The 24,653-nt window shown below is 62.8% G+C and carries 18 protein-coding genes and 1 pseudogene; 7 read left to right on the forward strand and 12 right to left on the reverse strand.

Going from position 1 to position 24,653, the window contains the following annotated elements:
- The first annotated feature begins 36 nt into the window (after positions 1-36).
- Both ACFTSA_RS12145 and ACFTSA_RS12150 read left to right on the forward strand, forming a co-directional pair.
- Positions 37-2,394 carry an FdhF/YdeP family oxidoreductase gene (locus tag ACFTSA_RS12145; protein WP_377951548.1) on the forward strand — a complete coding sequence of 786 codons (2,358 nt, stop codon included), beginning with the start codon at positions 37-39 and terminating at the stop codon, positions 2,392-2,394.
- A 145-nt stretch (positions 2,395-2,539) separates the two neighbouring features.
- The gene (locus ACFTSA_RS12150) at positions 2,540-2,842 is read left to right on the forward strand and encodes a YciI-like protein (protein ID WP_377951604.1); all 303 of its coding nucleotides are present in this window, start codon (positions 2,540-2,542) and stop codon (positions 2,840-2,842) included.
- A 222-nt stretch (positions 2,843-3,064) separates the two neighbouring features.
- Here ACFTSA_RS12150 and lhgO read toward each other — a convergent pair whose 3' ends face one another.
- The 10 genes from lhgO to ACFTSA_RS12200 all read right to left on the reverse strand — a co-directional run bounded on the left by lhgO (position 3,065) and on the right by ACFTSA_RS12200 (position 14,702).
- Positions 3,065-4,348 carry an L-2-hydroxyglutarate oxidase gene (gene lhgO, locus ACFTSA_RS12155; RefSeq protein WP_377951550.1) on the reverse strand — a complete coding sequence of 428 codons (1,284 nt, stop codon included), beginning with the start codon at positions 4,346-4,348 and terminating at the stop codon, positions 3,065-3,067.
- Positions 4,349-4,546: 198 nt separating this feature from the next.
- Complete coding sequence (locus ACFTSA_RS12160) at positions 4,547-5,719, reverse strand: acyl-CoA dehydrogenase family protein (RefSeq protein WP_377951551.1); 1,173 nt, start codon at positions 5,717-5,719, stop codon at positions 4,547-4,549.
- Complete coding sequence (locus ACFTSA_RS12165; protein ID WP_377951552.1) at positions 5,716-6,891, reverse strand: CaiB/BaiF CoA transferase family protein; 1,176 nt, start codon at positions 6,889-6,891, stop codon at positions 5,716-5,718. The genes ACFTSA_RS12160 and ACFTSA_RS12165 overlap by 4 nt, the downstream gene beginning before the upstream one ends.
- Positions 6,888-8,135 carry a hypothetical protein gene (locus ACFTSA_RS12170; protein ID WP_377951553.1) on the reverse strand — a complete coding sequence of 416 codons (1,248 nt, stop codon included), beginning with the start codon at positions 8,133-8,135 and terminating at the stop codon, positions 6,888-6,890. Before ACFTSA_RS12170 ends, ACFTSA_RS12165 begins: the two co-directional genes overlap by 4 nt.
- Entirely contained in the window at positions 8,132-9,409 is a 1,278-nt protein-coding gene (locus ACFTSA_RS12175) for a CaiB/BaiF CoA transferase family protein (protein ID WP_377951555.1), read from the reverse strand. The genes ACFTSA_RS12170 and ACFTSA_RS12175 overlap by 4 nt, the downstream gene beginning before the upstream one ends.
- Before the next feature lie 86 nt (positions 9,410-9,495).
- Complete coding sequence (locus ACFTSA_RS12180) at positions 9,496-10,263, reverse strand: IclR family transcriptional regulator (RefSeq protein ID WP_377951556.1); 768 nt, start codon at positions 10,261-10,263, stop codon at positions 9,496-9,498.
- 73 nt (positions 10,264-10,336) lie between these two features.
- A complete protein-coding gene (locus ACFTSA_RS12185) occupies positions 10,337-11,296 on the reverse strand; it encodes a 2-hydroxyacid dehydrogenase (RefSeq protein ID WP_377951557.1) in 960 nt (319 codons plus the stop codon).
- A gap of 42 nt (positions 11,297-11,338) precedes the next feature.
- Positions 11,339-12,865 carry an aldehyde dehydrogenase family protein gene (locus ACFTSA_RS12190; protein WP_377951559.1) on the reverse strand — a complete coding sequence of 509 codons (1,527 nt, stop codon included), beginning with the start codon at positions 12,863-12,865 and terminating at the stop codon, positions 11,339-11,341.
- Between the two features lie 45 nt (positions 12,866-12,910).
- Entirely contained in the window at positions 12,911-13,597 is a 687-nt protein-coding gene (locus ACFTSA_RS12195) for a methyltransferase (RefSeq protein ID WP_377951560.1), read from the reverse strand.
- Position 13,598: 1 nt separating this feature from the next.
- Positions 13,599-14,702 (reverse strand): zinc-binding dehydrogenase, encoded by a 1,104-nt coding sequence (locus tag ACFTSA_RS12200; RefSeq protein ID WP_377951561.1) that lies wholly within the window; start codon positions 14,700-14,702, stop codon positions 13,599-13,601.
- Positions 14,703-14,848: 146 nt separating this feature from the next.
- Here ACFTSA_RS12200 and ACFTSA_RS12205 point away from each other — a divergent pair.
- The 5 genes and pseudogenes from ACFTSA_RS12205 (at position 14,849) to ACFTSA_RS12225 (ending at position 21,648) form a co-directional block, all read left to right on the forward strand.
- Positions 14,849-15,261 (forward strand): annotated as a pseudogene (locus ACFTSA_RS12205) (glycerate kinase).
- A gap of 5 nt (positions 15,262-15,266) precedes the next feature.
- Positions 15,267-15,590: a glycerate kinase gene (locus tag ACFTSA_RS12210; protein WP_377951562.1), complete on the forward strand. Its 324-nt coding sequence runs from the start codon at positions 15,267-15,269 to the stop codon at positions 15,588-15,590.
- A 1,141-nt stretch (positions 15,591-16,731) separates the two neighbouring features.
- The gene (locus ACFTSA_RS12215; RefSeq protein ID WP_377951563.1) at positions 16,732-18,105 is read left to right on the forward strand and encodes an MFS transporter; all 1,374 of its coding nucleotides are present in this window, start codon (positions 16,732-16,734) and stop codon (positions 18,103-18,105) included.
- Between the two features lie 695 nt (positions 18,106-18,800).
- Positions 18,801-20,252 (forward strand): amidase, encoded by a 1,452-nt coding sequence (locus tag ACFTSA_RS12220; protein WP_377951564.1) that lies wholly within the window; start codon positions 18,801-18,803, stop codon positions 20,250-20,252.
- 496 nt (positions 20,253-20,748) lie between these two features.
- The gene (locus tag ACFTSA_RS12225) at positions 20,749-21,648 is read left to right on the forward strand and encodes an IS30 family transposase (RefSeq protein ID WP_377951605.1); all 900 of its coding nucleotides are present in this window, start codon (positions 20,749-20,751) and stop codon (positions 21,646-21,648) included.
- Positions 21,649-21,964: 316 nt separating this feature from the next.
- On the opposite strand, the gene ACFTSA_RS12230 is transcribed toward ACFTSA_RS12225, so the two are convergent.
- Both ACFTSA_RS12230 and ACFTSA_RS12235 read right to left on the reverse strand, forming a co-directional pair.
- On the reverse strand, positions 21,965-22,987 hold the full coding sequence (locus ACFTSA_RS12230; RefSeq protein ID WP_377951565.1) for a helix-turn-helix domain-containing protein: 1,023 nt from the start codon (positions 22,985-22,987) through the stop codon (positions 21,965-21,967).
- Positions 22,988-23,293: 306 nt separating this feature from the next.
- Positions 23,294-24,568 carry an ROK family protein gene (locus ACFTSA_RS12235; protein WP_377951566.1) on the reverse strand — a complete coding sequence of 425 codons (1,275 nt, stop codon included), beginning with the start codon at positions 24,566-24,568 and terminating at the stop codon, positions 23,294-23,296.
- Positions 24,569-24,653: the final 85 nt, after the last annotated feature.

A 24,653-nucleotide genomic window follows, 5' to 3' on the forward strand; every position in this document is an offset into this window, starting at 1 on the left:
ACAGGCACGAAAGCAGCCGGTAAGGAAGTTGGAACAATGAAGTTCGGGAAGCAGCCCGCCCCCGTCGCGGACATCAACGAGGACGAGCTCGAAGTCCACAAGCCCAAGACCGAAGCCGCCGGCGTCAAGGCCGTGATGGTGGCGCTGGAGCGTGCCGTGGCGCAGGCCGGGGTGACCCGCACGGCGCAGTCGCTGCTGCGGCTGAACCAGCGCGGTGGCTTTGACTGCCCCGGCTGCGCGTGGCCGGAGTCGGACAAGAAGCGCAAGGCCGCCGAGTTCTGCGAGAACGGTGCCAAGGCCGTGGCCGAGGAAAACACCCTGCGGACCGTGGGCGCGGACTTCTGGGCCAAGCACTCCATCGCTGAGCTGTCCGAAAAGACCGAGTACTGGCTGGGAAACCAGGGCCGGCTAAGCGAACCGGTGGTCATCAGGGAGGGGGAGACGCACTACTCGCCGATCTCCTGGGCTGATGCCTTCGAACTGATCGGAGAGCACATCCGGGCCAGCACGCCTGACCGCTGCGTTTTCTACACCTCGGGCCGCACGGCCAACGAGACGGCGTTCATGTACCAGCTGTTCGCCCGCTCGCTGGGCACCAACAACCTGCCGGACTGCTCCAACATGTGCCACGAGTCCTCCGGTTCCGCTCTGAACCCGACCATCGGCATCGGCAAGGGCACGGTATCGCTGGATGACATCCACGACGCCGAGCTGATCTTCGTCGTGGGCCAGAACCCGGGCACCAACCATCCCCGCATGCTGTCCGCGCTGAAGGAATGCAAGGACAAGGGCGGCAAGGTGGTGGCCGTGAACCCGCTGCCCGAGGCCGGCCTGTTCAACTTCCGGGACCCGCAGACGCTTTCCGGCGTGGTGGGCGGCGGCACGCCGCTGGCGGACGAATACCTGCAGATCAAGGTCGGCGGCGACCTTGCGCTGTTCCAGGCACTGGGCCACCTGCTCCTGAAAGCCGAAGAGCAGAACCCGGGCACCGTCGTCGACCGTTCCTTCATTGACGCGCAGACCGACGGCTTTGATGCGTACGTCGAAGCCCGCCGGGAGCTCGACTGGGAGGAGACGGAGCGGGCCACCGGCCTGTCCCGGGAGCAGATCGAGACGGTGGCCGGCATGCTGGTGAAGTCCAAGGCCAGCATCTTCTGCTGGGCGCTCGGCGTCACGCAGCAGCCGCACTCGGTGGACACCATCAAGGAAATGGTCAACGTCCTGCTGCTGCAGGGCAACTTCGGCAAGCCCGGCGCCGGTGCGTGCCCGGTGCGCGGACATTCCAATGTCCAGGGCGACCGGACCATGGGCATCTGGGAGAAGCCGAAGGAGTGGCTGCTGGAGGCCCTCGATAAGGAGTTCGGCATCGAGTCGCCGCGGCACCACGGCCATGACGCCGTCGAGTCCATGGAGGCGTTCGAGCGCGACGAGGTGGACGTGTTCGTGTCCATGGGCGGGAACTTCTCCCTGGCGTGCTCGGACACCGAGACGCTGGAAGCCGGGATGCAGCGGATCGGGCTCACCGTGCACATCTCCACGAAACCGAACCGGTCGCACGTGGTGCACGGCCGGACCTCGCTGATCCTGCCGACGCTGGGCCGGACGGACAAGGACGACAAGCACCCCAAGGGTGCCCAGTTCCTGTCCGTTGAGGACTCCATGTCAGTGGTCCACTCCACCCAGGGCAGGCTGCAGCCGGTGTCCGAGCACCTGCTCGCAGAACCGGTCATCGTGGCCCGGATGGCCGAGGCCACGTTCGGGCCGGACCACCCGGTGGACTGGAAGGCCATGGCCGAGGACTACGACGTGGTCCGGGACCACATCTCGCGCGTCCTGCCGGGGTTCGAGGACTTCAACGCCAGGGTGCGGACCAAGAACGGCTTTGTGCTGCCCAACCCGCCGCGGGACACCAGGTCCTTCGCGACGGACATCGGCCGCGGCCGCTTCACGGTCAGCCCGCTGGAGTACCTCACGCCACCGGCCGGCCACCTGGTGCTGCAGACCATCCGCAGCCACGACCAGTACAACACCACGTTCTACGGCCTGGACGACCGCTACCGCGGGATCTCCGACGGCCGCCGCGTGATCCTGGTGCACCCCGAGGACCTCGCCGAGCAGGGCTTCAAGGACCGCGACCTCGTGGATGTGGTGAGCACCTTCCAGGGGTCGGACCGGCGGGCCGAAAAGTTCCGTCTGGTGGCCTACCCGACGGCGAAGGGCTGCGCGGCTGCGTACTTCCCGGAAGCCAATGCGCTGGTCCACAAGGAAAACGTGGCCCGGGTGTCGAACACGCCCGGGTTCAAGGCCATGTTCGTCCGCTTCGAACCGCACGCGGGTGCAATTACGACGGCGGAGGCCGGCGAAGCAGCCGACCTTGTGTCCGCTGCCCGCTAACCCTTAAAGGATGGACGGCCCTGCTTCCCTCCGGGAAGTGGGGCGGTCCAGCGGAACATGGAACTCACTGGCGTTCAGGACGTCGCCGATGGGCACCTGCTTCTACAACGAACGAAACCCTTATCGTGAAAAGGACTTATACGCCATGCACGCCGTGCTCGAATACAACTACAGGGACAGCTACCTTCAATCCCGCGAAAAATACCGCCCAGACCACCTCAAAGCGGCGTGGGAAGCGGTCGAACGGGGCGAGCTTCTGCTGGGTGGGGCCATTGGTGACGGACCCTTCAGTGGATTGTTGATCTTCACGGGCGAAAATGCACTTGAGGCGGCACGCGCTTTTGCAGCTGCAGACCCGTATGTCATCGGCGGCGTGGTGACGTCATGGACCGCCCGTCTTTGGACCACGGTGGTGGGAAATGAGGCGGCCACACCTGTTCACCCGTAAGTCCCGCTTCCTGGCGAGCGGGACCAACCGATTGCCGTGGGCGGGATGCTCGCCTCCACGACCCCCGGTGCCGCCAAAGCCGGCTCCACGTGGCGATGTCGGGAAGGCAGCGGCTTCCTGTCAGGGTGCCCAGGATCCAGAAGAGTCCGTGCTGGGCGGGCGATGTCCGTCACGCGGAATTCTGGTTCGCACGATTGCCAGCGCACTTCCGTGAAGTCGAGCTCAGCACCGCGTGTCCCTAGGAGCTCGATTCGTACACCGCGTCTGCCATGCCTGCCCCGCTTGCGCGAGGGCTTCCTCAACGATGTGCTCGGCTATGGCGAGGGAAGCCGTCGCCCCGGGGGAGGGTGCGTTGCGAACCTGAACGAGCCGGCCGGTGGAGCGGATGACGAAGTCGTCTACCAGGCTTCCGTCCGAGTTGAGGGCCTGCGCACGGATCCCGCGCACGCCCTTGACCACGTCGGCTGATTCGATGGCCGGCACGAATTTGCGGGCTTCCTCGACGAAGGCATTCTTGCTGACCGCAGTGCGGACTTGCTGGAGGGTCGCGGGGACGTTTTTAGCGGCAAACTTCCAGAAGCCCGGGTACGTTAGCGTATCCGCGAGGTCACGGAGGTTGGGTGCGTTGTTCCGGTAGTTTTCCCGGGCAAGGGACAGGAAAGCGTTAGGGCCGAGCATGACTGCGCCGTCCACCCGTTTGGTCAGGTGCACGCCGAGGAAGGGGTACCGGGGGTCCGGGACGGGGTAGATGAGCCCGTTGACCAGTGAGGAGCGCTCGGGCCGGAGCAGGAAGTAGTCGCCGTAGAACGGCACGATTTGCGGTCCGTCGTCCTTCTTCCCGGGGGTTCCCGTCCGGTCAGTGACGGCGTTGGCGAGCCTGTCGGACTGTAGGCCCGCGCACGTGATGACCAAGTCGAAGGCCTCAGCGTCGAAGCCGGAGCCCGAGACCCTGACCTCGGATCCGGTCACGTCCAGCCCGGTGACCAAGGCGCCGAGACGGATCTGGCCGCCGTCGTCCTTGACGTCCTTGCCGAGCGATCGGGTCAGTCCTGGGTAGTCGACGATGGCGGTGTGAGGGGAGTGCAGGGCGGCGATGCCTCCGGTGCAGGCGGGTTCCAGCTCACGGAGCCGTTCCCGGTCGATGATGGCGACGTCGGGGACGCGGTTGGCCTTGGCCCGTTCGAAAATGCGGTGTAGCCGGTCGAGTTCGTGGGTGGTGTGGGCTACGACGACCTTTCCGCACTCGTCGTGGGCGATGTTGTTCTCGGCGGCGTATTCGGCCAGCAGATTACCGCCGCGGCGGCAGAGCCGGGCCTTGAGCGAGCCGGGCTCGTAGTAAAGGCCGGCGTGGACGACGCCGGAGTTGTGGCCCGTCTGGTGACCGGCCAGGTCGGACTCTTTCTCAAAGAGTGTGACTTGGGCGCGGTCGACCATCCGGGATAGCTGCCGCGCCACGGCGGTGCCAATGATTCCGCCGCCGATCACTGCAATTCGATTCGTTGTCATTACTTTTCTTCCGTTGCTGAAATGATGCCCGACGCGGCGAGGGGGCCAGACGGATTGCAGCAGAGTTGCCAACAAAAAGCGATTTGCGGGACGGCCCGAGCAGTGGTTAGCTCCCGGGCCGTCCCAGGCCCCGCTGGCGGGCCCGGAACCGAATCCGTAGGGCCGGTAGCGGTGCGACAGCGCGGCAGGCCTCCCGTACTAGGAGAGGAGGTCCTTAGCTATGATGTTTCGTTGGATCTGGTTGGTGCCCTCGATGATCTGCAGCCCCTTGGCCTCGCGCATGAAGCGTTCCATCGGGTAGTCGGTGCTGTAGCCCTTGGCACCGAAAACTTGAATTCCGTCCAAAGTGATCTGCATGGCGGTATCCGTTGCAAATGTCTTGGCCATTCCGATCAGCGGTGCGGCCTCCCGGGGTGACATGCCGGCGTCGAGAACGGCTGCGGACTTGTAGACGAGGTGCCTCGACGCTTCAAGGCCGATCTTCATGTCTGCCAACATCCACTGCAGGCCCTGGAAATCGGCGATTGGCTGGCCGAAAGCGTGGCGTTCTTTCGCGTACGCCACCGCATGGTCGAGGGAACCCTGTGCGAGACCGAGCGCCCGCGCTCCGACGAGGGGGCGCAACCTGGTAAAGGTGCTCGCCGCAGTCTTGAAACCCTCGCCTTCCTGGCCAAGTCGGTCGCTGGTGGGCACAAAGACGTTATTGAACTCCACCTCACAGGACGGGATTGCCCGGCCGCCGATCTTGTTCATCTTTGCGCCCCTGACGACCCCTTCGGCGTCCGTGGGAACAACGAAGGCGCTAAGCCCCTTGTGACCGGGACCGCCGGTGCGGGCGAAGGTGACAAAGTAGTCAGACACCGGAGCGTTTCCGGCCCAGACTTTCTTTCCTGTCAGCCGGTATCCTCCCGCCACAGGCTCGGCCCTGGTCTGCAGGTTTGCCATATCGGAGCCGGCGTCAGGCTCGGTGTTGGCTGTGGAGAACCGCAACGTGCCGTTTGCCAGCTTCGGCAGGAACCGTTCCCGCTGTTCCGCGTTGCCCGCGGCGCTGATCGCGAAGAACGGCTGCCAGGTCATCATCAGCAGGTATGAGGTGTTGTAACACGTGCGGGTCAGGCCCTCGATGGCAAGTGCACAAGAGAGGATGCCGGAGTTCCGTCCCCCGTGCTCCGGGGCGAACGGCAGTGCCAGAAGGTTCTTTTCCGCCAGGAGGTCGAACATGTCCTGGGGATATTCCCCGGTCTTGTCCCGCCTGTCCGCGCCCGCGGCTACGGGTCCGTCTGCCAGCACTCGAATTTCTTCCTGGAGGGCAATCTGTTCCGCAGTGAGTGCGTACTGGTCCTGCTGTTTGGTCTCGGTAATGGTGGTCATGACTGTTCCTTTACGTGGGTTTCTTTGGTGTTTGTGGGGTGTGCTGATGCAGTGGGGTGATAACTCGGCTCGCGGACTGCTCCCTGGGCTAGCAGCCGGTCTATGTCGCTGTTCGGGAAGCCCAGTTGGTGCAGGACTTCCCGGGTGTGCTCGCCCAGGCGTGGCGGGGGAGTGTCCACAAGTGGCCATGGTGGGTCCGCCTCCACCGGGGTACGGACCTGCCTTAGAGTGCCGATGGCGGGATGCTGCACTTCCAGCGTCCTGGAAGGTGCGCCGGGCAGGACGTCGGAGAGACCAAGAACGGGGACGGCACTGGTTCCTTTCGGGCCGAGCAGTTCCAGCCAGTGCGCACGGGGCTGGGTGCGGAGGATTGCCGCCACCTGCCCGCGGTTGACTTCGGATCCGCTGGACGCTTCAGACTGGAGGCCCGCGTCAATCCAGGATTCAGCGTCGGTGTCCACCCACAAGGACAGGCCGTCACCGCAGACGTACGGACCCCGGATCGAACCGGGGCCTAACTCAGTTGAGCCAGCGTTTCCCACCTGATCGGTTTGGGCATAAAGCTGGGTGTCCAGCAGGTTGAGGTCGATTGTGGAGCCCGTTCCGCTTCCTGCCCTGCGGTAGACTGCGGCTAGGATTCCGACGGCGGCGAGAACTCCCGCCCCAACGTCCGGCAGACTGACTCCCATCCGCACCGGCCTGCCCTCTATTTGCCCGGTGGAGGCCATCGAGCCACTCAGCGCCTGTATCACCGGATCATTGGCCGGGAGCGTCGCGTACGGGCCGTCGGGGCCAAAAGCGGACACCGTGCAGTAGATGAGCTTCGGATATTTGGCGCGCATTTCAGCGGCGCCCAACCCCAGCCGTTCAGCAGTGCCGGGCCGGAAATTCTGAACCACGACATCGGACTGCTCCACGAGCTGCAGTGCGGCCGCCAACCCTTCCGGCTGCTTGAGATCCAGCGAGATGCTCCGCTTACCGCGGTTGAACCCGAGGAAGATGGCTGACTCGCCGGAGGAGTAGACGCTACCCATGCCACGGCCGATCTCGCCGGCGGGCGGTTCGAGCTTGGTGACCTCGGCGCCGAGGTCCGCCAGCAGCATGGTGCACCAAGGCCCGGCGACAAAATGCGTCAGGTCCAGTACGCGCACCCCTGCCAGCGGCCCGGTCATGAGACTGCGGCGCCGTCGGTGTGCCCCGATGCGCCGTCCATAGTGAGCGGGGCCGTCGGCCCAAGCGCCAGGACCGACCAGTCTGGGTGCAGGTGGCGGTAAGCCGCTTCGACTATCCAGTAGTTGCCGTAGGGCATGACGTCCTCCAGAGGGAAGCGGGAGAATCCTGCTCCGGCTTTCTCTGCCGGGAGCCGGCCCCAACTGCTATGCAGAAGGACGCCGCCGGGAGAGAGATAGTTGGTGAACAGTTCGGCGGTAATAGAGTCCGCCGCCGCCGAGGCCCATGTGGCCGATTCATCGTCCAGCCGCGCCAGGCGCATCAGCGCATTCGCTGCGATGGTCGCGCTGCAGGAGTCGCGGGGGACGGCCGGTGCGTCGGGGTCTGCGAAGTCGTAGAACGGCACGTGGTCCTCCGGCAGATGGTTCACGTACCAGCGGCACACCTTACGTGCCACCTCGAGGAAGCGGGGATCGCCGGTGGCTTCATACACGTTGACGTAATTGTGCATTGCCCAGGACTGCCCGCGCGCCCACGTGGTGTTGTCGCTGTAGCCCTGCATTGAGTAGCGGCGGGCGGGCTGGCCTGATTCAAGGTCGAACTCGATGGCCTGGTAGGCCGCGCCGTCCTCGCGCACAATGCCGTAGTCCAGGAGATTGGTGTTGTGCACCCGTGCCGTAGCGGCCAGTTCCGGATCCACCGCGGCGGCCCAATAGAACGGGAGCAGGTTCAGCCCCGTGTCAATGACGGCGCGGTTGACGCCCGCCACTTGGAAGAACACTCCCAAGCGCTCGTCGAAGTTTGTTCTGTACTGCCGCGTCGCGTCGAGGGCGGCGTTGGCGAGGTCCGCATCCCCGGTGAGGCGCGCTCCCAGACACGATGCGTAGAACAGGTCGCTGCCGGCGGCCGAGAAACGCGGCGGTTCCTGGGACAGACTTGCGGCGACAACGTCGGCCAGCTTCCGGGCTGCGGCACGAACGCGGTCGTCATCGAAGTGGTCGGCTACCAGCCAGAGTCGCCCGGTCAGAAAGCCAACCCACTGGAAGGTGGACCAATCGTGCGGCAAGTAGGCCTCACAGGGACGGTAGCCACCGGTGGTGTACATGAAGCCGGGAACGGCACCGACAGGTGAATTCTCGATGAGATGGAGAACCGGTTCGAGGCCGCGCCGCACGTTTTCGAGAGCCTGCTGGGCCAAGTCCTGAGTGGAAGAGTGCTGCGTGGTTAATGTCTGGATGGTGCTCATGAGATTCCTTCGTGACTCTGGCTGGTGCTGTAGCTGGGGGTGTGTCGGGACTGTGCGGCGGCCGGTTCAGGGCTTAGGGCAGCGGCGCCGCCATCAATGAGATTCTGGAGTTCCGTGTCCGAGATGCCGGCCCCCTGCAGGATTTCCTTCGTGTGTTCACCCAACAGCGGCGGCGCGTTCCGGATATGAGGACGTTCGCCGTCGAACGTCATGGGGAGGCCGACGGTGGTCAGCTCTCCCAGGGTCGGGTGCTGCATTTTGGCCAACAGTCCGTTGTGGACGACCTGGGGGTCGGACATCGCTTCCGAAAGGTTGTTGACCGGGGCGCACGGGACTCCGGCGTCCTGAAGGGTCTTCAGCCACTCCGCGCTGGGTCGCTGTGCCATGAGTGTGCCGAGCTGGTCGGCGAGTTCCGCCCGATGCTCCACTCTTCCGACATTCGTGCCGTATTTTGGATCGCTGGCAAGCTCCGCCCGGCCCAAACCTGAACACAGCAGGCGCCAGAATTTGTCGTTGATGACTGCAATGTACACGTAGCGGTCGTCGCTGCAGCGGAAGGCCTGATACGGCGAGAACTGCGGGTGCGCGCTCCCCAGCCTCGGCTGTTCTTCGCCGTTGATGAGGTATTCCTGCGCGCGGGGTCCTAAGGCAAATACGGACACGTCGAGCAGGTTCAGCTTGACTTCACTTCCCTGCCCGTTGCGCTGCCGCCCCACAAGTGCTGCAAGGATGGCATAACCAGCCATCATCCCGGCGCCGAAGTCGGGAACACTGACGCCCTGCCTGGAAGGCGGACCGTCTTCCTCACCGGTGATCGCCATGGCTCCGGAGAGTGCTTGGACAATGGGATCGTTGCCAGCCAGATCCACGTATGGCCCTGAAGTTCCGAATGCCGAGATCGACGCGTATACAAGGCCAGGATTGCGCTCGGCAAGGCTCGCCCGGTCCACACCGAGCTGCGCGGCTTTTCCGGGCCGCAGATTCTCCACCACGACGTCCGCTTTTTCGGCCAGGCGGAAGAAGACTTCCCGGCCCTCCGGCTGCTTCAGGTCAAGGGCTACGCTGCGCTTATTCCGGTTCAGAGACAGAAATACAGCACTCTGGTCACCCGCGTAGATGCTGCCGGCTTGTCTTGACATATCCCCGGTTTCGGGCTTCTCGATCTTGATAACGTCGGCACCCAGGTCCGCCAGGACCATGGTGCACCACGGGCCTGCGGCAAGGTGGCTGAGATCCAGGACCGTGATTCCTTCAAGCGGCAATCGTTCGGCCATTACTACTCCTTGGTTCATATTTAGGAAACCGGTTCGAGCATGCGCTGACAGTTCGTCACGATGCAGGGTTTCAATTGTGTTGTCTGTTAGCGGGTAGAGAGTGCCGTGGATACGGTGTCAGCGGCCTGGACCACCTGGGCGCCGAGCTCCCTTTTCTCTGCGGTGTTCGTGCTGGAGCCAAGATAGGCCAGGCTCAGTGCTGCAACGACCTTTCCCGTGTGGTCACGGACGGGTGCTGCGAAGCCGGTGATGGCTGAATGCAGTTCCTGGTTGTCGAGCGCATAGCCGCGTCTGGCCTGCTCCTGCAGATCCTTACGGAAGGCGTCGGCGTCCGTAATCGTGTGGCCCGTCATGCGTTCGAACACATGCTCTGCAAGCCACTGCTCCCGGTCGGCTTCGGGCAGGGCTCCTACGAGTACTTTGCCCAAGGACGTCACATGTGCGGGGATGCGGGTCCCTATGTGCGTTACCAGCCGCACCAGGCTGTCCCGGTTTTCGACCTTCTCTATGTACAGGACATCGTGTCCATCCAAGACAGCAAGGTTGCAGGTTCCGCCGGTGCGGCCGGACAGTTCCTCCATGGCAGGTCTGGCAAGCTCCGGGAGGTCAACGAGTTCCAGCGCAGTGGCCGCAAGGGAGAATAGCCGGAGACTCAGCCTGTACCTCTGGCTGGCGTCCCTGACCACGAGTTCCTTGGCCTGCAGGGTTTGAAGGAGGCCGTGGGTGGTGCTTTTGGGCAGGTCGAGTGCCTGCGCGATCTCGATCATGCGCATAGGCGACTTCCGCTGCGAAAGCAGCTCCAGGAGAGCGGCAACACGCTCGACGGAGCGAACAAATCCGTTGTCGCTGACCAATTTACAAATCTCCTTCTTCGCCTGCACCGTCTATTGGAACAGTAACAGCAGGCCCAATCGAATCGTTGCTTCCCTATCCGTTGACGGGCGTCAGCGGAGGCTGGCCATCAAGCACTGCCAGAGCATTTTTCACGGCAAGCAGTGCCATGCTCGTCCGCGTCTGCTCCCCGGCGCTTCCAATGTGGGGGGTGAGCACCACATTGTTCAGTTCCAGCAGTCCTGGATGGATGAGCGGCTCATTCTCGAAGACATCCAGGCCGGCCCCGCGGATGCGTTTGGCCTTCAGCGCCTCCACCAGTGCGTCCTCATCAATCAGTGGGCCGCGAGCCGTATTGATAATCACGGCGCCGGGCTTCATGGAGGCGATCCCCTCGGCATCGATCAGGTGGCGCGTCTGGGCTGTAAGCGGGGCATGAAGGCTTACAACGTCCGCTGTAGCCAGGAGTTGGCTCAACGGCATCCGTTCCACCCCGCCGTTGGCTGTCCGTCCGGAGCCAGCGGCGACCACGCGCATTCCGAAAGCCCGAGCCCTTTTGGCAATGGCCTCCCCGATGCGACCATAACCGACGATTCCGAGGACTTCCCCGGCGAGGTCGCGCCCGAGGAAGAGCCGTGGCCCCCACGACCACGCCTCACCGCTTCGGAGGAAGGCGTCCGCCTCGACAATCCTGCGGTTTAGCGCCAGCAGGAGGCCCATTGCCAAGTCTGCCGTTGCGTCGGTAAGGACGTCGGGCGTATTGGTGACCGTGATGCCGCGGCTCGCGGCAGCTTCGACGTCGACGTTGTCCGTGCCTACCGAAACTGCTGAAACCACCTGCAACTGAGGGCCGGCGCGGTCGAACAGCTCGGCATTCATCACCTCGGTGAGCAACGTAATGATCCCCGCAGCACCGCTAACCCCGTTCAGCAGGTCATCCCGGGTGGGCGGCAAGTCCCGGTCCGGGTGCACCACAAGCTCCCGTCCGGAATTCCGCAGTATTCTCATCGGCTCCGGGCCAAGATCCCGGGTAACGTACAGGTGCCCTGTAGCCATGACCGCCTCCATGTGGCTAGATCGCTCTTAATCCCGGACGACTCAGGCCGGGTCGGTTCCGTTGTCTGTGATGAGGCCGCGGCGCCCTGAGACTGCCTGGCCTGGCTGCGATCCGCTGCTGTGCTTGAGGTAAACCACCTTCGTCTGGGTGAAGAAGTCAGCATTGGTGAAGCCGATCGAGAAGGCTCCCAAACCGGATTCCTTCACGCCGCCGAAGGGTACGTGCGGCTGGCTGACCGTCCCGTGGTTGACATGGATCATGCCCGCGCGGGTTTCCCGGCTGAAGCGCATGACCAGATCGAGGTCTTCGCTGAACACCGCCGCCGCCAACCCGTAATCGGTGTCGTTGACGATGTCGATCGCCTCATCAACGTCCTTCACCCGGGTAATCGTCAGCACGGGGCCGAAGATCTCCTCGCGGGCGACGGTCATGTCGGGCGTGACGTGGTCGAGGATGGTGGGGGCGTAGTACAGGCCGTCCGGAACCTTCCGGTCGGGCGTCGTCCGCACGGCGCCTTCCTCGATGCCTTGGCGCACGTAGCCGGAAACTTTGGTGAGCTGCGCGTAATTGACCAGGGGCCCGACGATGGTGCCTTCGGCGTCGCCAGGGCCGACCTGCAGGCCGGACCAGGTCTCGGTGAGAATGGCCACCAGGTCATCGGCGATCTCTTCACGCACTACAACCCGGCTGATGGACGTACAGCGCTGCCCGGTGGCCTGGATCGCGGCGCTGGTGATCTCCGCGGCAACAGTCCGCAGGTCCTCCGCACTGTGCACATAGGCGGCATTCTTGCCGCCGAGTTCAAGTTGCACGGCGCCCATGCGCCGGGCAACAGCCTCGTTGACCGTCCGGCCGACGCCGGTGGAACCTGTGAACGAGACCCCGGCAATCCGGCGGTCTTCCGTGAGCTGTGTTCCAACCTTTGAGCCTCGGCCCGTCACTACGTTCAGGACGCCATCCGGCAGGCCGGCGTCACGAAGCAGGGCTGCGAGGGCCAGCGCGGTGAGCGGTGTTTCGAGGGCTGGCTTGAGGACAACGGTGTTGCCGAACATCAGTGCGGGAGCGATTTTGCGTACAGGGGCAACTGCCGGGAAGTTCCACGGTGTAATCGCCGCCACGACCCCGATCGGTTCCCGTTCGGTGTAGACGAGCTGGCCCGGTGAGCGGCTGGGGATGGTGGTCCCGTGGATGCGGGTGCCCTCCCCGGCGGCGTAGTCCAGCTCCATCCGGGCGCGGCCAAGCTCGGCGCGTGATTCTGCCAGCGGCTTGCCCATTTCCCGGGTCATCAGCCGGGCGAGGTCTTCGAGATTCTCTCCGATAAGATCGCTCCAGCGGCGAAGAATATCGCCCCGGACCGGTCCGGGAGTGCCGGCCCAGCCGCGGAGTGCGTGCTCGGCGGCACTGATCGCGGCTTCGACGTCCTCGGGGGTCGAATCCGGAACAATGCCGACGATATCGTCCTTGTCGGCGGGGTTCAGGGTCTCCACTCCCTCGCCCGAACTGGGCACCCAGGCGTTGTTGATGAAATTGACCTGCTGCGGATACTCAAGTGTCTGCTGATCAAGCATGGTTTTCTGCTCCTTCTGAATTCTGTTCTTTCATCGGCTCGGTACTCATCTGCTCAGGCGCTGCACAGCCAGCCCGGCGTCAACCCAACTGCGGTCCCAGTTGTCGTCATTGATGGCCAGGGTGGTGATCCGTTCACGCTCAACAACGGCCTCGGCCGCTGCAACGACGTCGGCGACGCGGTGGCGCGGTACAAAGACGATGCCGTCTTCATCGCCAACCACCAGGTCTCCTTGGCTGACTGCCGTGCCTCCGATCGCAACGTTTCCCCGAATCAGTCCGGGCCCGTCCTTATACGGGCCCAGGTGCGAAACTCCGCGGGCAAAGATCGGGATGTCGAGTCCGGCAAGCTCGGAGAGATCGCGGACGGCGCCGTCGAGCACGATCCCTGCTATTGCCTTGTTCTGCGCATAGCTGCCCAGGAGTCCTCCGATGATCGCGCGGTCTGTTTGCCCACCAGCGTCGATCACCAGCACGTCACCCGGTGCCGCCATGTCAACAGCCTTGTGGACCACCAAGTTGTCGCCCGGACGCGTCTGGACCGTCAGGGCGCGCCCGATCACGCGGACAGTCTTGCGGGCTGAAGCGTTTGAGATGACGGGGGCGAGCCCAACGGCCCCGCCGAAGCGCTGCATGGCGTCCGAAAACGCGGCGGTCGGAAGATTCGCGCAACGGGCAAGAAGGCCAGCAGGGATCTCAGGGACCTCGTCGTATACAAGACACTCTGCCGTCATCTCAGATACCTGCAGGTGCCGGCCGTAGGACCGCTTTCATCACTGAGCCGGCCTTGACGTCCGCTACTGCTTCATTTGCGCGCTCGAGGGGGTACTCGGAGAGAAGGCTAGCCAGATCGAACTCGGCGAGCAGCCTGGGAAGGGTCTGGATATAACGGATGTAGTGCTGCGGAGAAAAGCCCCAAGACCCCTGAACGGTCAACTGCTTTCGTGTGATGTAGTGAGGGTTAATGGGAGTCGTGCCGTGGTCGGTGTACTGCCCCACCACGCAATACTGTCCGCCCGGACGGACCATTTCGATCCCCTCGGCCACAGCCGAAGGGATGCCCGCGCATTCAATAACTACGTCTGCGCCCTGGCTGTGCGGGGTAAGGGCCTTGACGGCGGCGATGCGGTCCTCCGCGCTGGTTCCGTCCATCACGTCAAAGTGCTCGTGTCCCACGCCGAGATTCGCGGTGGTTTCCAGCCTCGAAGCAGGACCGCCCACGATGATGACCTTCGCTGCGCCCGATAGCTGGGCGTATATTGCGGCGGCAACGCCGACCGGCCCGCTGCCCTGGATGACCACGATGTCGCCAAAGCTGATCTTTGTTTCATACAGGACGCCGTGGACGGCTGTCGGGCCGGCACAGCCAAGCGGGATGACATCCCGAGGCGTGATCCCGTCTGGAAGCTTCACAAGGGTGGTTCCAGGCTGCAGGTACATGGAGTCCGCCCAGCCACCGGAAAGGTGGGGAAACGTGTCGGCGCGCTGGTTGATACCGTAGATGCGCCGTGACCCCGTGCAGAGCGTTGGCTGCTGTTCAACCAGGCAGTACCTGCACCTGCCACATGCCACGCTGTTCTGCCAGGCGACGGCGTCGCCTACTGCGAGCGGAACCCCGAGAACGTCGTGGGTCAGACCCTTGCCAAGAGCGGCGATGCGTCCCACTGCTTCGTGCCCCAGGACGACGGGGGTGGGAATGGGCAAGCGGCCGGCCTGCAGGTGCACATCGGTGCCGCAGATTCCTGCATATTCAACGTCGACCACAGCCGCGTTCTCACCTGGTTCCGGGATGTCGAAACTTCTCATTTCAAAGGGCTGTTCAAAAGCTGAAAGCACCATTGCTCGACTCTGAGCGGTCATTTGATTCTCCTTGGGTGAAACCTCGTGGGACTCGGTCCGGTTCATATATGCGGACTCGGTTCTAAATAAGGTACCTCCATGTTGGAGCTTATTCAACCCTTTTTGCGTTGATAAGGAGCACGAGCATGAGGATCTTGGCAGCGCTGGATAAGTTTCGCGGAACCGCAACCGCGGCCGAGGTAGCCGACGCGATAGCGATGGCCGCACGGGATCTGGGCCATGTGGCGGAGACTCTGCCGATGGCCGACGGGGCGAAGGCACATTAGAGGCATTGGGGGGCGCGACGGAGGTTTCCATGGTCACCGGCATCGACGGCAGACCCAGGAAAGCGCACTGGCGGCTCTCGGAGGGGACGGCTGTTATCGACATGGCCCGCGCCTCCGGCCTGGCTCTGCTGCCGGGTGGGACCAACCATCCTTTGACGGCCACAGCCGCTGGCACCGGTGAGCTCATTAGGGAAGCCTTCGACCGCCGGGCCGTACGGTCATCGTCGCCATGGGAGGCTCCGCCACCACGGACGGAGGACCGAGAGCAATAAATGAAATGGGCAGTATCCCTAGCGGTGCCCAGCTGATTGTCGTCTGCGATGTGGAGACGCGGTTCAAGGATGCAGCGCGAGACTTCGGGCCGCAAAAGGGCGCGTCCCCCAAGCAGGTTGCCGAGTTGACGGAGCGGCTTGAAGATCTCGAAGCTGAGTATAGGGACAGGTTCGGAGTCAACATCGGTGGTGGGCTGCGTCGCTCCCGGATTCGTCACCCCGATTCCGGCCCGCAGCCTTGTGGAGACGGTGGGCCCGGCGGCCGCGATGGAAGAAACGATTTCGGCGGTTCGCGAAGCTGCCACTCTTGTCATCACCGACCTACTTAGGCCCACGGTCAACACCACAGGGCCGGGTAGAGTTCCCACGCACCTACCCAACCGAAAGGGAGGGCAGCAATGGCGGGCATCGCAGGCATGACAGGGAAAGCTCCTGAGGAACCACCAACGTCGCGCGAATTCCCCTTACCCCACTGACGATTTGTGTCCACGAGCCGGTCCCCACGGTCTCGTCCTTCCAGGCTGCATCTGCTGCAGTGGAAGTCCTTCGGAAAGCCCGTGCGGCGCGACGCATGCCAGCCGTCCGCCGAAGAGGCCGGAGATGAAAAACGCCGGAACTATCAGGGCAGGTGCCATGGAGCGGGAGGCCTGATGGTTGGAGCGTTTGGCAGATGATGCGCCCTTCGCGCCAGGTGGTTGGGAACTGCAACCCACAACTGGCCCCAGCCGGCGCCCAGCGACGGTATCGGGACGTCACTGCACCGGCACCGCCTTTGCGGCCTTTACGTCTCAGAACCAGGCCCGGGCACCCGCATCTGGCTCACCATCAACCCCTCACGATAAACGGCTGCTGTGAGAGATAGTCGGAGGCTTGGACCCTGGATATGGACTGCTTCCGCGCCTGACTCGCTACCACGGCAACGCGGCTGCCGGCTTAGCTCGCCACTAACCCCTCGATTCCATGCATCGTTCCCCCTGGGCGACGACGAAGGGGCCTTCCTCTCCATCCAGCAGTCTGCAGCGGCACCGCGTGAATTCCTTTCTCGTGCTGCATCAGGCCGCTGTAGGTTTTACGCGCCAGTGACACAAAGCACAAAAAAGCTTGTCTTGCAGCAAAAATGGCCGTACCTTATTTGGAACTGGGTACCGCATATCGAACTCGCGAGATCCAGAAGCATCGAAACAAGGAGAATTAGGTGAACGCTCAGAGCCGAGCAATGATGCTTTCGGACGACCAGCGAGCCCTCACGCTCCATGAAGGCCAAGATCGTCTGTCTGGGCCAAGTGCCTGGAATTAACGCCACATCCATCTCCGCACTCCTCCGATTACCGATGCCGCCGATGCAATTGCGGACATCAGGGGGGGGGACGAGCGAAAACGACGTCCACACTTTCTCGAGGAGACTTCCATGTCAGAACAGCAACCGGCCGGCGCGCCCCTGGTTCACACCACGGACGATGGGGACCGACGATGAACGCTGAAGCCAAGACCGCTACCACGCACCCTTCCCCCGCAGCCACCCTGGGCCGAGGCAACCGTTACCGATGGGGGATCGGCGGCCTTCTGGCTGCGGGCGCTTTCGTCAATTACATCGACAGAGTCAATATTTCGATTGCTGCCACCCCGCTCAGTGAATCTCTGCACCTGTCCCCCGGAGAGCTTGGACTGCTCCTGTCGGCCTACCTATGGACTTACACAGTTCTGCAGTTACCGATCGGCTATCTGATCGACCGCATAGGCGTGCCGTGGGTGATGCGGATCGCGGTAGCTTTGTGGACTGTCTCCTCTTTCGTTACCGCCATAAGCGGCGGCCTCGGGCTCTTGTTGGTTTCGCGGCTACTCTTGGGGATTGGCGAAGCCCCCGCGTGGCCGGCGTCCTGGAAGGCCATGGGATATTGGTTCCCGGCTCGTGAGCGCGGCAGATGCATCAGCCTGCTCGACGCGTCTTCGAGGGCCTCGAACGTCTTGGGCTTGCCCGTCATGGCCTATGTGGTTTCCGTTTTCGGCTGGCAGTCCGCATTCGTCTTGACAGGGGTCGTCAGTCTGGCATACACGATCGCGTTCTGGGTCATTTACCGCAACCCCGCGGAGGCCCGTCGAGCGGCCAAACTATCCGCAGCGGAACATGAATACATCCTTGAGGGAGGCGCACAGCAGGAGACGTCCCCGTCCGAGTCCCCGTGGTCAAACGTCAGCTATTTGCTGCGACGCCGCAAGACCTGGGGATTGGCCATTGGCTACGCAAGCTACGTGTATGTCTATTACCTTCTGCTGTCATGGCTGCCCTCCTACTTGGAAAAGTCGCAAGGTATGAGCGTCCTGAGTAGCGGAATATACTCCGTTGTTCCTTGGCTTGTAGCGGTGATTGCCGAGCTTGCTATTGCCGGGTGGCTGATGGATCATCTTATCCGTCGTGGGTTTGACCCCACGAAGACGAGGCGTGCCTTCCTGGTCCTCAGCATGGTTGGTGCGCTGGGCGTCGCGGGAACCGTGACAACCCACGACATCGTTGCCGTGATGGTGTACCTTTCGATCGGGGCTGCCGGGCTGGCTGTCAACGCTCCAACGGGTCAAAGCATTATCACCCTCATCGCGCCTCGAGGATCGGTGGCTTCGTTGGGCGGCATTGTCAACGGGGCGGCAAATCTTCTCGGATTGACCGCCCCGATCGTCACCGGTCTCGTCGTCGAGGCCACCGGAAGCTTTGCGGGTGCCTTCGTAATCGCCGGGATCGTCACAGCGATCGGGATACTCTCGTACGTCGTGGTGCTGGGCCGGATCGAACAGATTCCCGAACCGTCCCAGTCGTTGGCGCGTCCTAACCGTGCCAGCACAGTCCTATAATCTCGCTTCGAAACGAACTCAGGAAGCGGCTACGCCTGCCGGGAAGGTCTCCGCAGGGCCCTACTTGAGCCTCTTTTGATGGACGCATTCCGGCAATCGGATCGGCAGGCAGTGATCCACCACCGCCCTGGATACCGCTCTTGCCATCCAGCTCCATTATTCTGCCGCCGGGTCGCCCTTCCCTGCGGCTGATTATCGACTGAATGTCCCCTGAGCTATGTGCCGCCAAAAGAGCTCAAACTAAAATAAAGAAAGATCTCAGATGGTTCCCAGAAGTTTGACTGGATAAGTAAGAACCTGTGCCGCTAGGGCCTGAGCACGGTAATGCACCGGGCTCAGGCCCTCAAGCGTGATTGAGAGTCCTTGGGGTGTTGTACCAGATTGTGTTCGACAATTGCTTGTTTCCAGTACTCCGGCACTCTAGGCCGCCCAGCCAACCAAGAGCCGTTCGGCCTAGGTGAGTGAGTGCAGTTTTGCAGTTGTCCTTATTGCTTTGGTTTATTCCAGCGAAGCTAGGATGGTGCCCCCGGGGGGCTTCGTCCGCGACAGGATGGATGGAGCCATCTTCGTTGACGAAACATTAGGAACAGGCCAGAACCGTGGATATGGCCCGATCTTCAGGTTGAATCGTTTTAGTGTTGGGGACAGATCCGGCATTCGGTCCCCGGGTACCCAGTCAGAGAAGGACGCAATTCGTGAGCACGTCGTTACTGCGCAGGCTCAACTCCGGCCTAGACGATGCAACCGGCATCGCTGGGAAGGTCCGCACCGGCTGCCGCAGCGCCGTCGACGTCCTGGCCCAGGCCCGTGCAGGGGCGGAATCGGCTGCAGGTAAGACTGCCAACGCATTCATTACAGAAGACTGGGACCGTGCCGCCGAGGCGGCGGCCGCACTCGACAAACGCCGTGCCGCCGGCGAAGAACTGGGGCCACTGGCCGGAGTGCCGCTCAGCGTCAAGGATGTTATTGCAGTTGCCGGGTTGCCAATTACCGCCGCCAGCCTGGCGTTCGCAGACAGGATTGCGACCACGACTGCGCCGGCCGTGCAGCGTCTGCTGGACGCCGACGCGATCCTGATCGGCAAAACCAATTGTCCCGAGTTCGCGTTCGGGCCCAGTTGCGACAGTCCGTTACGGGGCAGGACGACCAATCCGCGGTTTCCGTCGGCCACCCCGGGCGGTTCCAGCGGGGGTGAGGCGGCCTCCCTGGCTGCAGGAATCTCGGCTCTAGGGATCGGATCGGATTATGGCGGTTCCCTCAGATGGCCCGCGCAGTGCGTTGGAATAGCAGCATTGCGTCCGGGGGTGGGCAGCCTTCCCGTCGAGGGGCAGGTTCCCGGGACCGATGGGTCTTTCGGCGACGACGGCATAATTCCGGTTGCCGGCACCGGAGTGCAGGGCACTTTTCAGACCATTGGCCCCATGGCCCGGTCCGTGCGCGATCTTCGCACCGCCTTCCGGATCATGAGGGAACAGTCGGATGCTCCTACCGCCGAACCGGCCCCGTCTGTCGGTTACGATGACGCCCCGGCCCGGCCAGGAAACCGCCCGATGCGGCTTTTGTGGACCGATGGCAGCAGGTTCGGCCCGGTCCGCAGGGAGGTCAGGGTTATGATGGAACAGGCCGCGGCGAAACTGGTCGCGCTCGGGAGTGGGATCCGTGAAAAACCAGAAGCGTTGAGCGGCTGTCTGCCAGCCTACGACCGCCTGAGAGCAGTGGACCCTATGAAAGAACATGCCGCCGCAATCAGAGGCCGGGAACACCGCATCTGTGCGTCGAACCTGCACGCCGTCCGGTCGACATTCCTCTCCAGCCCGGCCGAAGTCCGGCACGCCTGGAGAGCGGCCGAGGCCGCGCGGAGGGCTGCGCAGGAAGAACTTGCGGACGTCGACGCCCTCATACTGCCAGTAGCGGGCGGCCCTGCCGCCGACGCGGAGGGGCTGCTGGACATCGACGGAACGTCCGTCCAGGGCTGGGAAATCATGGGGCACTGCCGGGCAGTAACACTCACCGGCTGCCCTGCAGTCTCGATTCCCATCGCCATGTCATCCGACGGGCTCCCACTATCCATCCAGATTGTGACCGGCCCCGGCCTGGAACTCCACGCGCTGGACATCGCCGAACAGCTGGAACTGCTTCTCGTTTAGGCAAAGTGGCATTTGCGCCCGAATCTGCAAGCTCCAGGCCCATGGCACGGCAAGCGTCCTGCCGCCACAAGCCCTGACGCGGTGACGGGCCGAGTACGGTTGAAGTGTCGGTGACGGCCGAAAACTGAGCCATTGTGACGGCTTGGCGTCTAGCGGTGGTTGCAACACCTGAGCGATTAGGAGTTGCAATTGGGAGAGATGAAAAGACCACGAAAGTCCCGAGGCGCTCCTCCAAAGAACGCAGCACGGGCTCACTACGATCAGCTGATGAAACAGGGAACAGGCAATTCCGAGGCGTGCCGGATCGTAGGAATCAGCCGTAGTTCCGGCACTCGATGGCGGCACCGCCACACGGTCGTTCTGAAGTCCGGGGACATCAAGACGTACGCTCCCATCTCCCATCAGAGGCCAACCGGGATCTCCGCCCGATTTCTCTCCGAGTCGGGAACGGATCACGATCGCGGACCTGCTGCATGCCCGGCGCAGCATCCGTGCCATTGCCATGGAGCTCGGGCGCAGCCCGTCGACCGTGAACAGGGAGATCCGGCGCAACATTCACGAACCCTCTGGCAACTACCGACCGCGGACGGCCCAGCGCAGTGCCGAACGCAGAAGAAGCCGCCAGCGAACCGGGAAAATCGCCCGCAACCCGGAACTGCGGGACTTCGTCCGGGAGCACCTCGAACAACGCTGGAGCCCCCGCCAGATCAGCAACCGCCTGTGCGCGGAGTTCCCTGGACAACCGGAAATGCATGTCGTTCCGGAGACCGTCTATCAGGCCCTGTACGGGCGTGGAAGCCTGGATCTGGCCGTGGACCCGGCCGTTTCGCTGCGGACCGGCCGGACCGGTCGCCGGCCGCGACGCCGAAAGGAGCATCGGACCAGGCGCTTCCCGGACATGGTCATGATCCGAGACAGGCCAGCGGAAGTGACCGGACGATTAGTACCAGGGCATTGGGAGGGCGATCTAATACTTGGCAAGGGCGGTCGGTCGGCCATCGCCACACTGGTCGAACGAACCACGCGCTTCATCATCCTCGTGCACTTGGCAGGGAACCGCGGTGCTGAGAATCTGCGCGATCGGCTGGCTAATTCGATGAGCCCGCTCCCGCCCCACCTGCGCCGTTCTTTGACCTGGGATCAGGGCGCTGAAATGGCTTGCCACCAGAGTTTTAAGCGGCAGACGCTGATTCCGGTGTATTTCTGTGACCCGCGAGCCCCTGGCAGTGCGGCTCCAACGAGAACACTAATGGCCTGCTCCGCCAGTACTTCCCGAAAGGAACAGACCTCGGAGTCCACAGCCCCGAACACCTCACCAGGGTTGCCGCTGAACTCAATCGCAGACCACGCGAAATACTCGATTGGCAGAGCCCGATGGAGCGCCTGGCTAGACTGACTTCATCGGCGACAGAACCATAAACCGTTGCAACGACCGCTGAACTCCGTCCTTCAACCTGTTGTTCGCACATTGCAACGGACGTCGGCCGCGCAAGCGACGGGTTACAAGACCTGGTCGATGTGGCACTACGGTCTTGTAAGTCTCACCGTCCTAACGTCTTGCTGCCTTATCTATCCGGCCGCTGTTGCTACTATTGTTATTGAGCAGGGCTGCGACACGGGTCAGGGCTGGAATGACCTCGCCGAAAGGTCGAAGGCGGTTTTAACGAGGTCCTCGGATGTCCTCTATTTACGCTTCCCCAGCGTGTTAGGCGTTAGTGGTTCAGTGACTCCCGCAATTGTTGCAATGCGTCACGAACGACGGTCTCGGAGCGTTGAATGTCCCTCACATTCATCCCGGTGAATTCTTTTACTGCACGGCGCAGGCTTTGCACATTGCTGAATCCGCACGATGTTGCTATTTCTGAGTAGGTGATCCTTTGGGCGCCGGCCTGAAGGAGGAGTTCTAGAGCCTTGCGCGTTCTCAAGGCGCGTATACGCTCACCCAAGCGGAGTTCGTCATTCTCGAAGAAGTAGAACAGAGAGCGACGGGAGAGATTGAACTTTTCGGCGACCATAGCCACATCGAGATTGGGGTTGTCGTAACTGGCATCAAGGTATTTCTTCACCGCGCGACTTAGAGCCGGTTTCTGCGCCGCATCGTCGACCGGCGTTTCAAGCAGGGAGCCCACCAGAGTTGCCATCACGGAACGGAGGATGTCTGCGGTTCCAGGTGCTTCGCGGTCGATGCCTGGCCGCTTCCAACTCATCAGCGCAGGGATCACGAAAGCGCCCACAATTGGGTGCTTCGCGAGGTCAGGCAGGCGAAGCAGGGAGCGCAGTTCGGCCTCACTCACATTGAGGCTGCTGCGGTCGATGTTGAGCTGCAAGGCGTGAAAACCTTCGGGAGCATCGAAACTTCCGCCCAGGGAGGTGTCGATGAACCTAACGGAGCCCGGTGATACTGGCTCAGGCACCCCGTGGAGAGCGAGGGTTAGCCCCGGCGCCTTACGGAAGTAGGCCAAGCGCAGATCTGCGGCGTCGGGATTCGGCGCCCACGAACCCAAGGCGGGGCCGTTGACCATTTCTATGAGGCTGAAGCCTGGCCCATTGAGATTAATGGCTGCAGGATTGAAGGACACGGGAGTCTTGCGTGCCGACTTTTCCAACCGCATCGGGGTTTCCACGGCACTGCCGTACCATGTTCGCCAATGTTCGAACCTTTGTTCGGGATTGAGCCCCTCCGGCACTGCATATCGTCGCAGACGGCCGCTACTTCCGTTAGCAGATTGAGGCATGCGATCCTCCTTCACCAGCTGAACCATCATGGCGGCGGCCCTGCAAGTTGCCACGTTTTGAGGAAGCGGTTGCGAGGGCTCACAAGACTGGCCGAAAAGGCCTCAGCTGTTAGCCTTATATTACCTGTTGAAGTTTTGGTTGGTGCGTTGATGGGGTTTGGTATCGGCCACCCCGCACGGGAGTATTGGCGCCGTAGAGGCCAGGGTGAGCATGCCCCTGAAGCGGACGGGCGCTGGGAGAAATGACCAGTCGGCCGCTTTACACCTTGGCCCGGCTGTCTTCCGCCTCTTCATTAGGAGGCAGGGTCAAGGAAATGCGTCCTGCAGTTGTTTGGCCGTCACGTTTCGGAGCTGCTGGGATGTCTGGGCGACCTGCTCCACTTTCTGGAGACCGTCAGTATCTTCGTGTCCGCCGGAGTTCAGCCTGGTTGCGAGGTCGTTGACTCGGTGAGGGGCGAGGGCGTATTCGATGGCCAAGATGCTGGCACCAACCACTCCGGCTTCCAGCCCGGTTTCGGATTGGGTGATATTCAGGTGCTGGGTCGCCAACGGTGTTGAGCGTGCGTAAACCGTTTCGCGGATCCCGGCGATCAAATGTTCTCCGGATTGTGCAAGGGATCCGCCCACGACAATCAGGGAGGGGTTGATGAAGCTCACGCACATGTTGAGCATTTCCCCGATGTCGCGCCCGGCCTGGCGGACGGCTTGTATCGCGGCCAAATCACCGGAACGGACGAGTGTGACGACGTCGTTTCCGGAGATGGCCTCGAGCCCGTTCTCGCGGAGTTGCGCGGCGATGGCGGGGGCGCCTGCTATGGCCTCAAGGCAGGCACTCTTGCCGCAGCGGCATAATATTCCTGCTCCTCTGGAAACAGCGATATGGCCGACGTCTCCAGCGACCCCTGCCGCGCCTCGCTGCAATATTCCTCCACTCACAACCCCCGAGCCAATACCGGTGGCGACTTTAAGGAAGATCATGTTGTCCTCATTGGGCCAGCGCGTCGCCCGCTCCCCGAGGGCCATGAGATTGACGTCGTTATCGACGAGGACGGGAACGTCAAAGCTTTGCTGAACGTAAGCGGGGACATCGAATCCGTCCCATCCGGGCATGATCGGGGGGCTGATCGGCTTTCCGGTGGAGTGTTCTACCGGGCCGGGTAGCCCGATGCCGACGGCCAGGATATCCGCCGCTGGGCGCTTCATCTCTTTCAATTGGCCTGTCAGCGTCAACGTTAGCCAGTCCAGGACAGGTTCCGGTCCGGACGAAATCTCAAGTCGTTCAGTGCTTTCCATGAGCACCCTTCCCGACAGGTCCGTGACAGCCATGGTCGCGTGTGTGGCGCCGACGTCAGCGGCGGCGGCCAACCCTGCGCCCGGATTGAAGGCCAGTCGCGCTGAGGGGCGGCCTCCAGTGGAAGGCGCACCCGATACGGGTGCAACCAGTCCGAGTCTTAAGAGCGGCTCAAGGCGGGAACTGATGGCACCTCGGCCCAGGCCCGTTATTCCGGCCAGGTCCGCCCTGGTTCGCGGGCGTCCGTCCCGCAGGATATGCAAAAGTTCGCCGGGGCCGCCGTTGTCCATGTCGCTCCATTTCCGGGCTCAAGAGGTGGATGGTGACACTGAAGTCTTGACACTCGACACATCAGGCTCACCCGACCCTTGAGGG

Source organism: Arthrobacter sp. NPDC057013 (genome assembly GCF_042674585.1).
Taxonomy (GTDB): domain Bacteria; phylum Actinomycetota; class Actinomycetes; order Actinomycetales; family Micrococcaceae; genus Arthrobacter.

What these genes read in the sequence shown, in the direction of transcription:
- ACFTSA_RS12145 (WP_377951548.1), top strand. Translation starts at nt 37, where the DNA reads ATGAAGTTCGGGAAGCAGCCCGCCCCCGTCGCGGACATCAACGAGGAC.
- ACFTSA_RS12150 (WP_377951604.1), top strand. Translation starts at nt 2,540, where the DNA reads ATGCACGCCGTGCTCGAATACAACTACAGGGACAGCTACCTTCAATCC.
- lhgO (WP_377951550.1), bottom strand. Translation starts at nt 4,348, where the DNA reads ATGACAACGAATCGAATTGCAGTGATCGGCGGCGGAATCATTGGCACC.
- ACFTSA_RS12160 (WP_377951551.1), bottom strand. Translation starts at nt 5,719, where the DNA reads ATGACCACCATTACCGAGACCAAACAGCAGGACCAGTACGCACTCACT.
- ACFTSA_RS12165 (WP_377951552.1), bottom strand. Translation starts at nt 6,891, where the DNA reads ATGACCGGGCCGCTGGCAGGGGTGCGCGTACTGGACCTGACGCATTTT.
- ACFTSA_RS12170 (WP_377951553.1), bottom strand. Translation starts at nt 8,135, where the DNA reads ATGAGCACCATCCAGACATTAACCACGCAGCACTCTTCCACTCAGGAC.
- ACFTSA_RS12175 (WP_377951555.1), bottom strand. Translation starts at nt 9,409, where the DNA reads ATGGCCGAACGATTGCCGCTTGAAGGAATCACGGTCCTGGATCTCAGC.
- ACFTSA_RS12185 (WP_377951557.1), bottom strand. Translation starts at nt 11,296, where the DNA reads ATGGCTACAGGGCACCTGTACGTTACCCGGGATCTTGGCCCGGAGCCG.
- ACFTSA_RS12190 (WP_377951559.1), bottom strand. Translation starts at nt 12,865, where the DNA reads ATGCTTGATCAGCAGACACTTGAGTATCCGCAGCAGGTCAATTTCATC.
- ACFTSA_RS12195 (WP_377951560.1), bottom strand. Translation starts at nt 13,597, where the DNA reads ATGACGGCAGAGTGTCTTGTATACGACGAGGTCCCTGAGATCCCTGCT.
- ACFTSA_RS12200 (WP_377951561.1), bottom strand. Translation starts at nt 14,702, where the DNA reads ATGGTGCTTTCAGCTTTTGAACAGCCCTTTGAAATGAGAAGTTTCGAC.
- ACFTSA_RS12210 (WP_377951562.1), top strand. Translation starts at nt 15,267, where the DNA reads ATGGGCAGTATCCCTAGCGGTGCCCAGCTGATTGTCGTCTGCGATGTG.
- ACFTSA_RS12215 (WP_377951563.1), top strand. Translation starts at nt 16,732, where the DNA reads ATGAACGCTGAAGCCAAGACCGCTACCACGCACCCTTCCCCCGCAGCC.
- ACFTSA_RS12230 (WP_377951565.1), bottom strand. Translation starts at nt 22,987, where the DNA reads ATGCCTCAATCTGCTAACGGAAGTAGCGGCCGTCTGCGACGATATGCA.
- ACFTSA_RS12235 (WP_377951566.1), bottom strand. Translation starts at nt 24,568, where the DNA reads ATGGACAACGGCGGCCCCGGCGAACTTTTGCATATCCTGCGGGACGGA.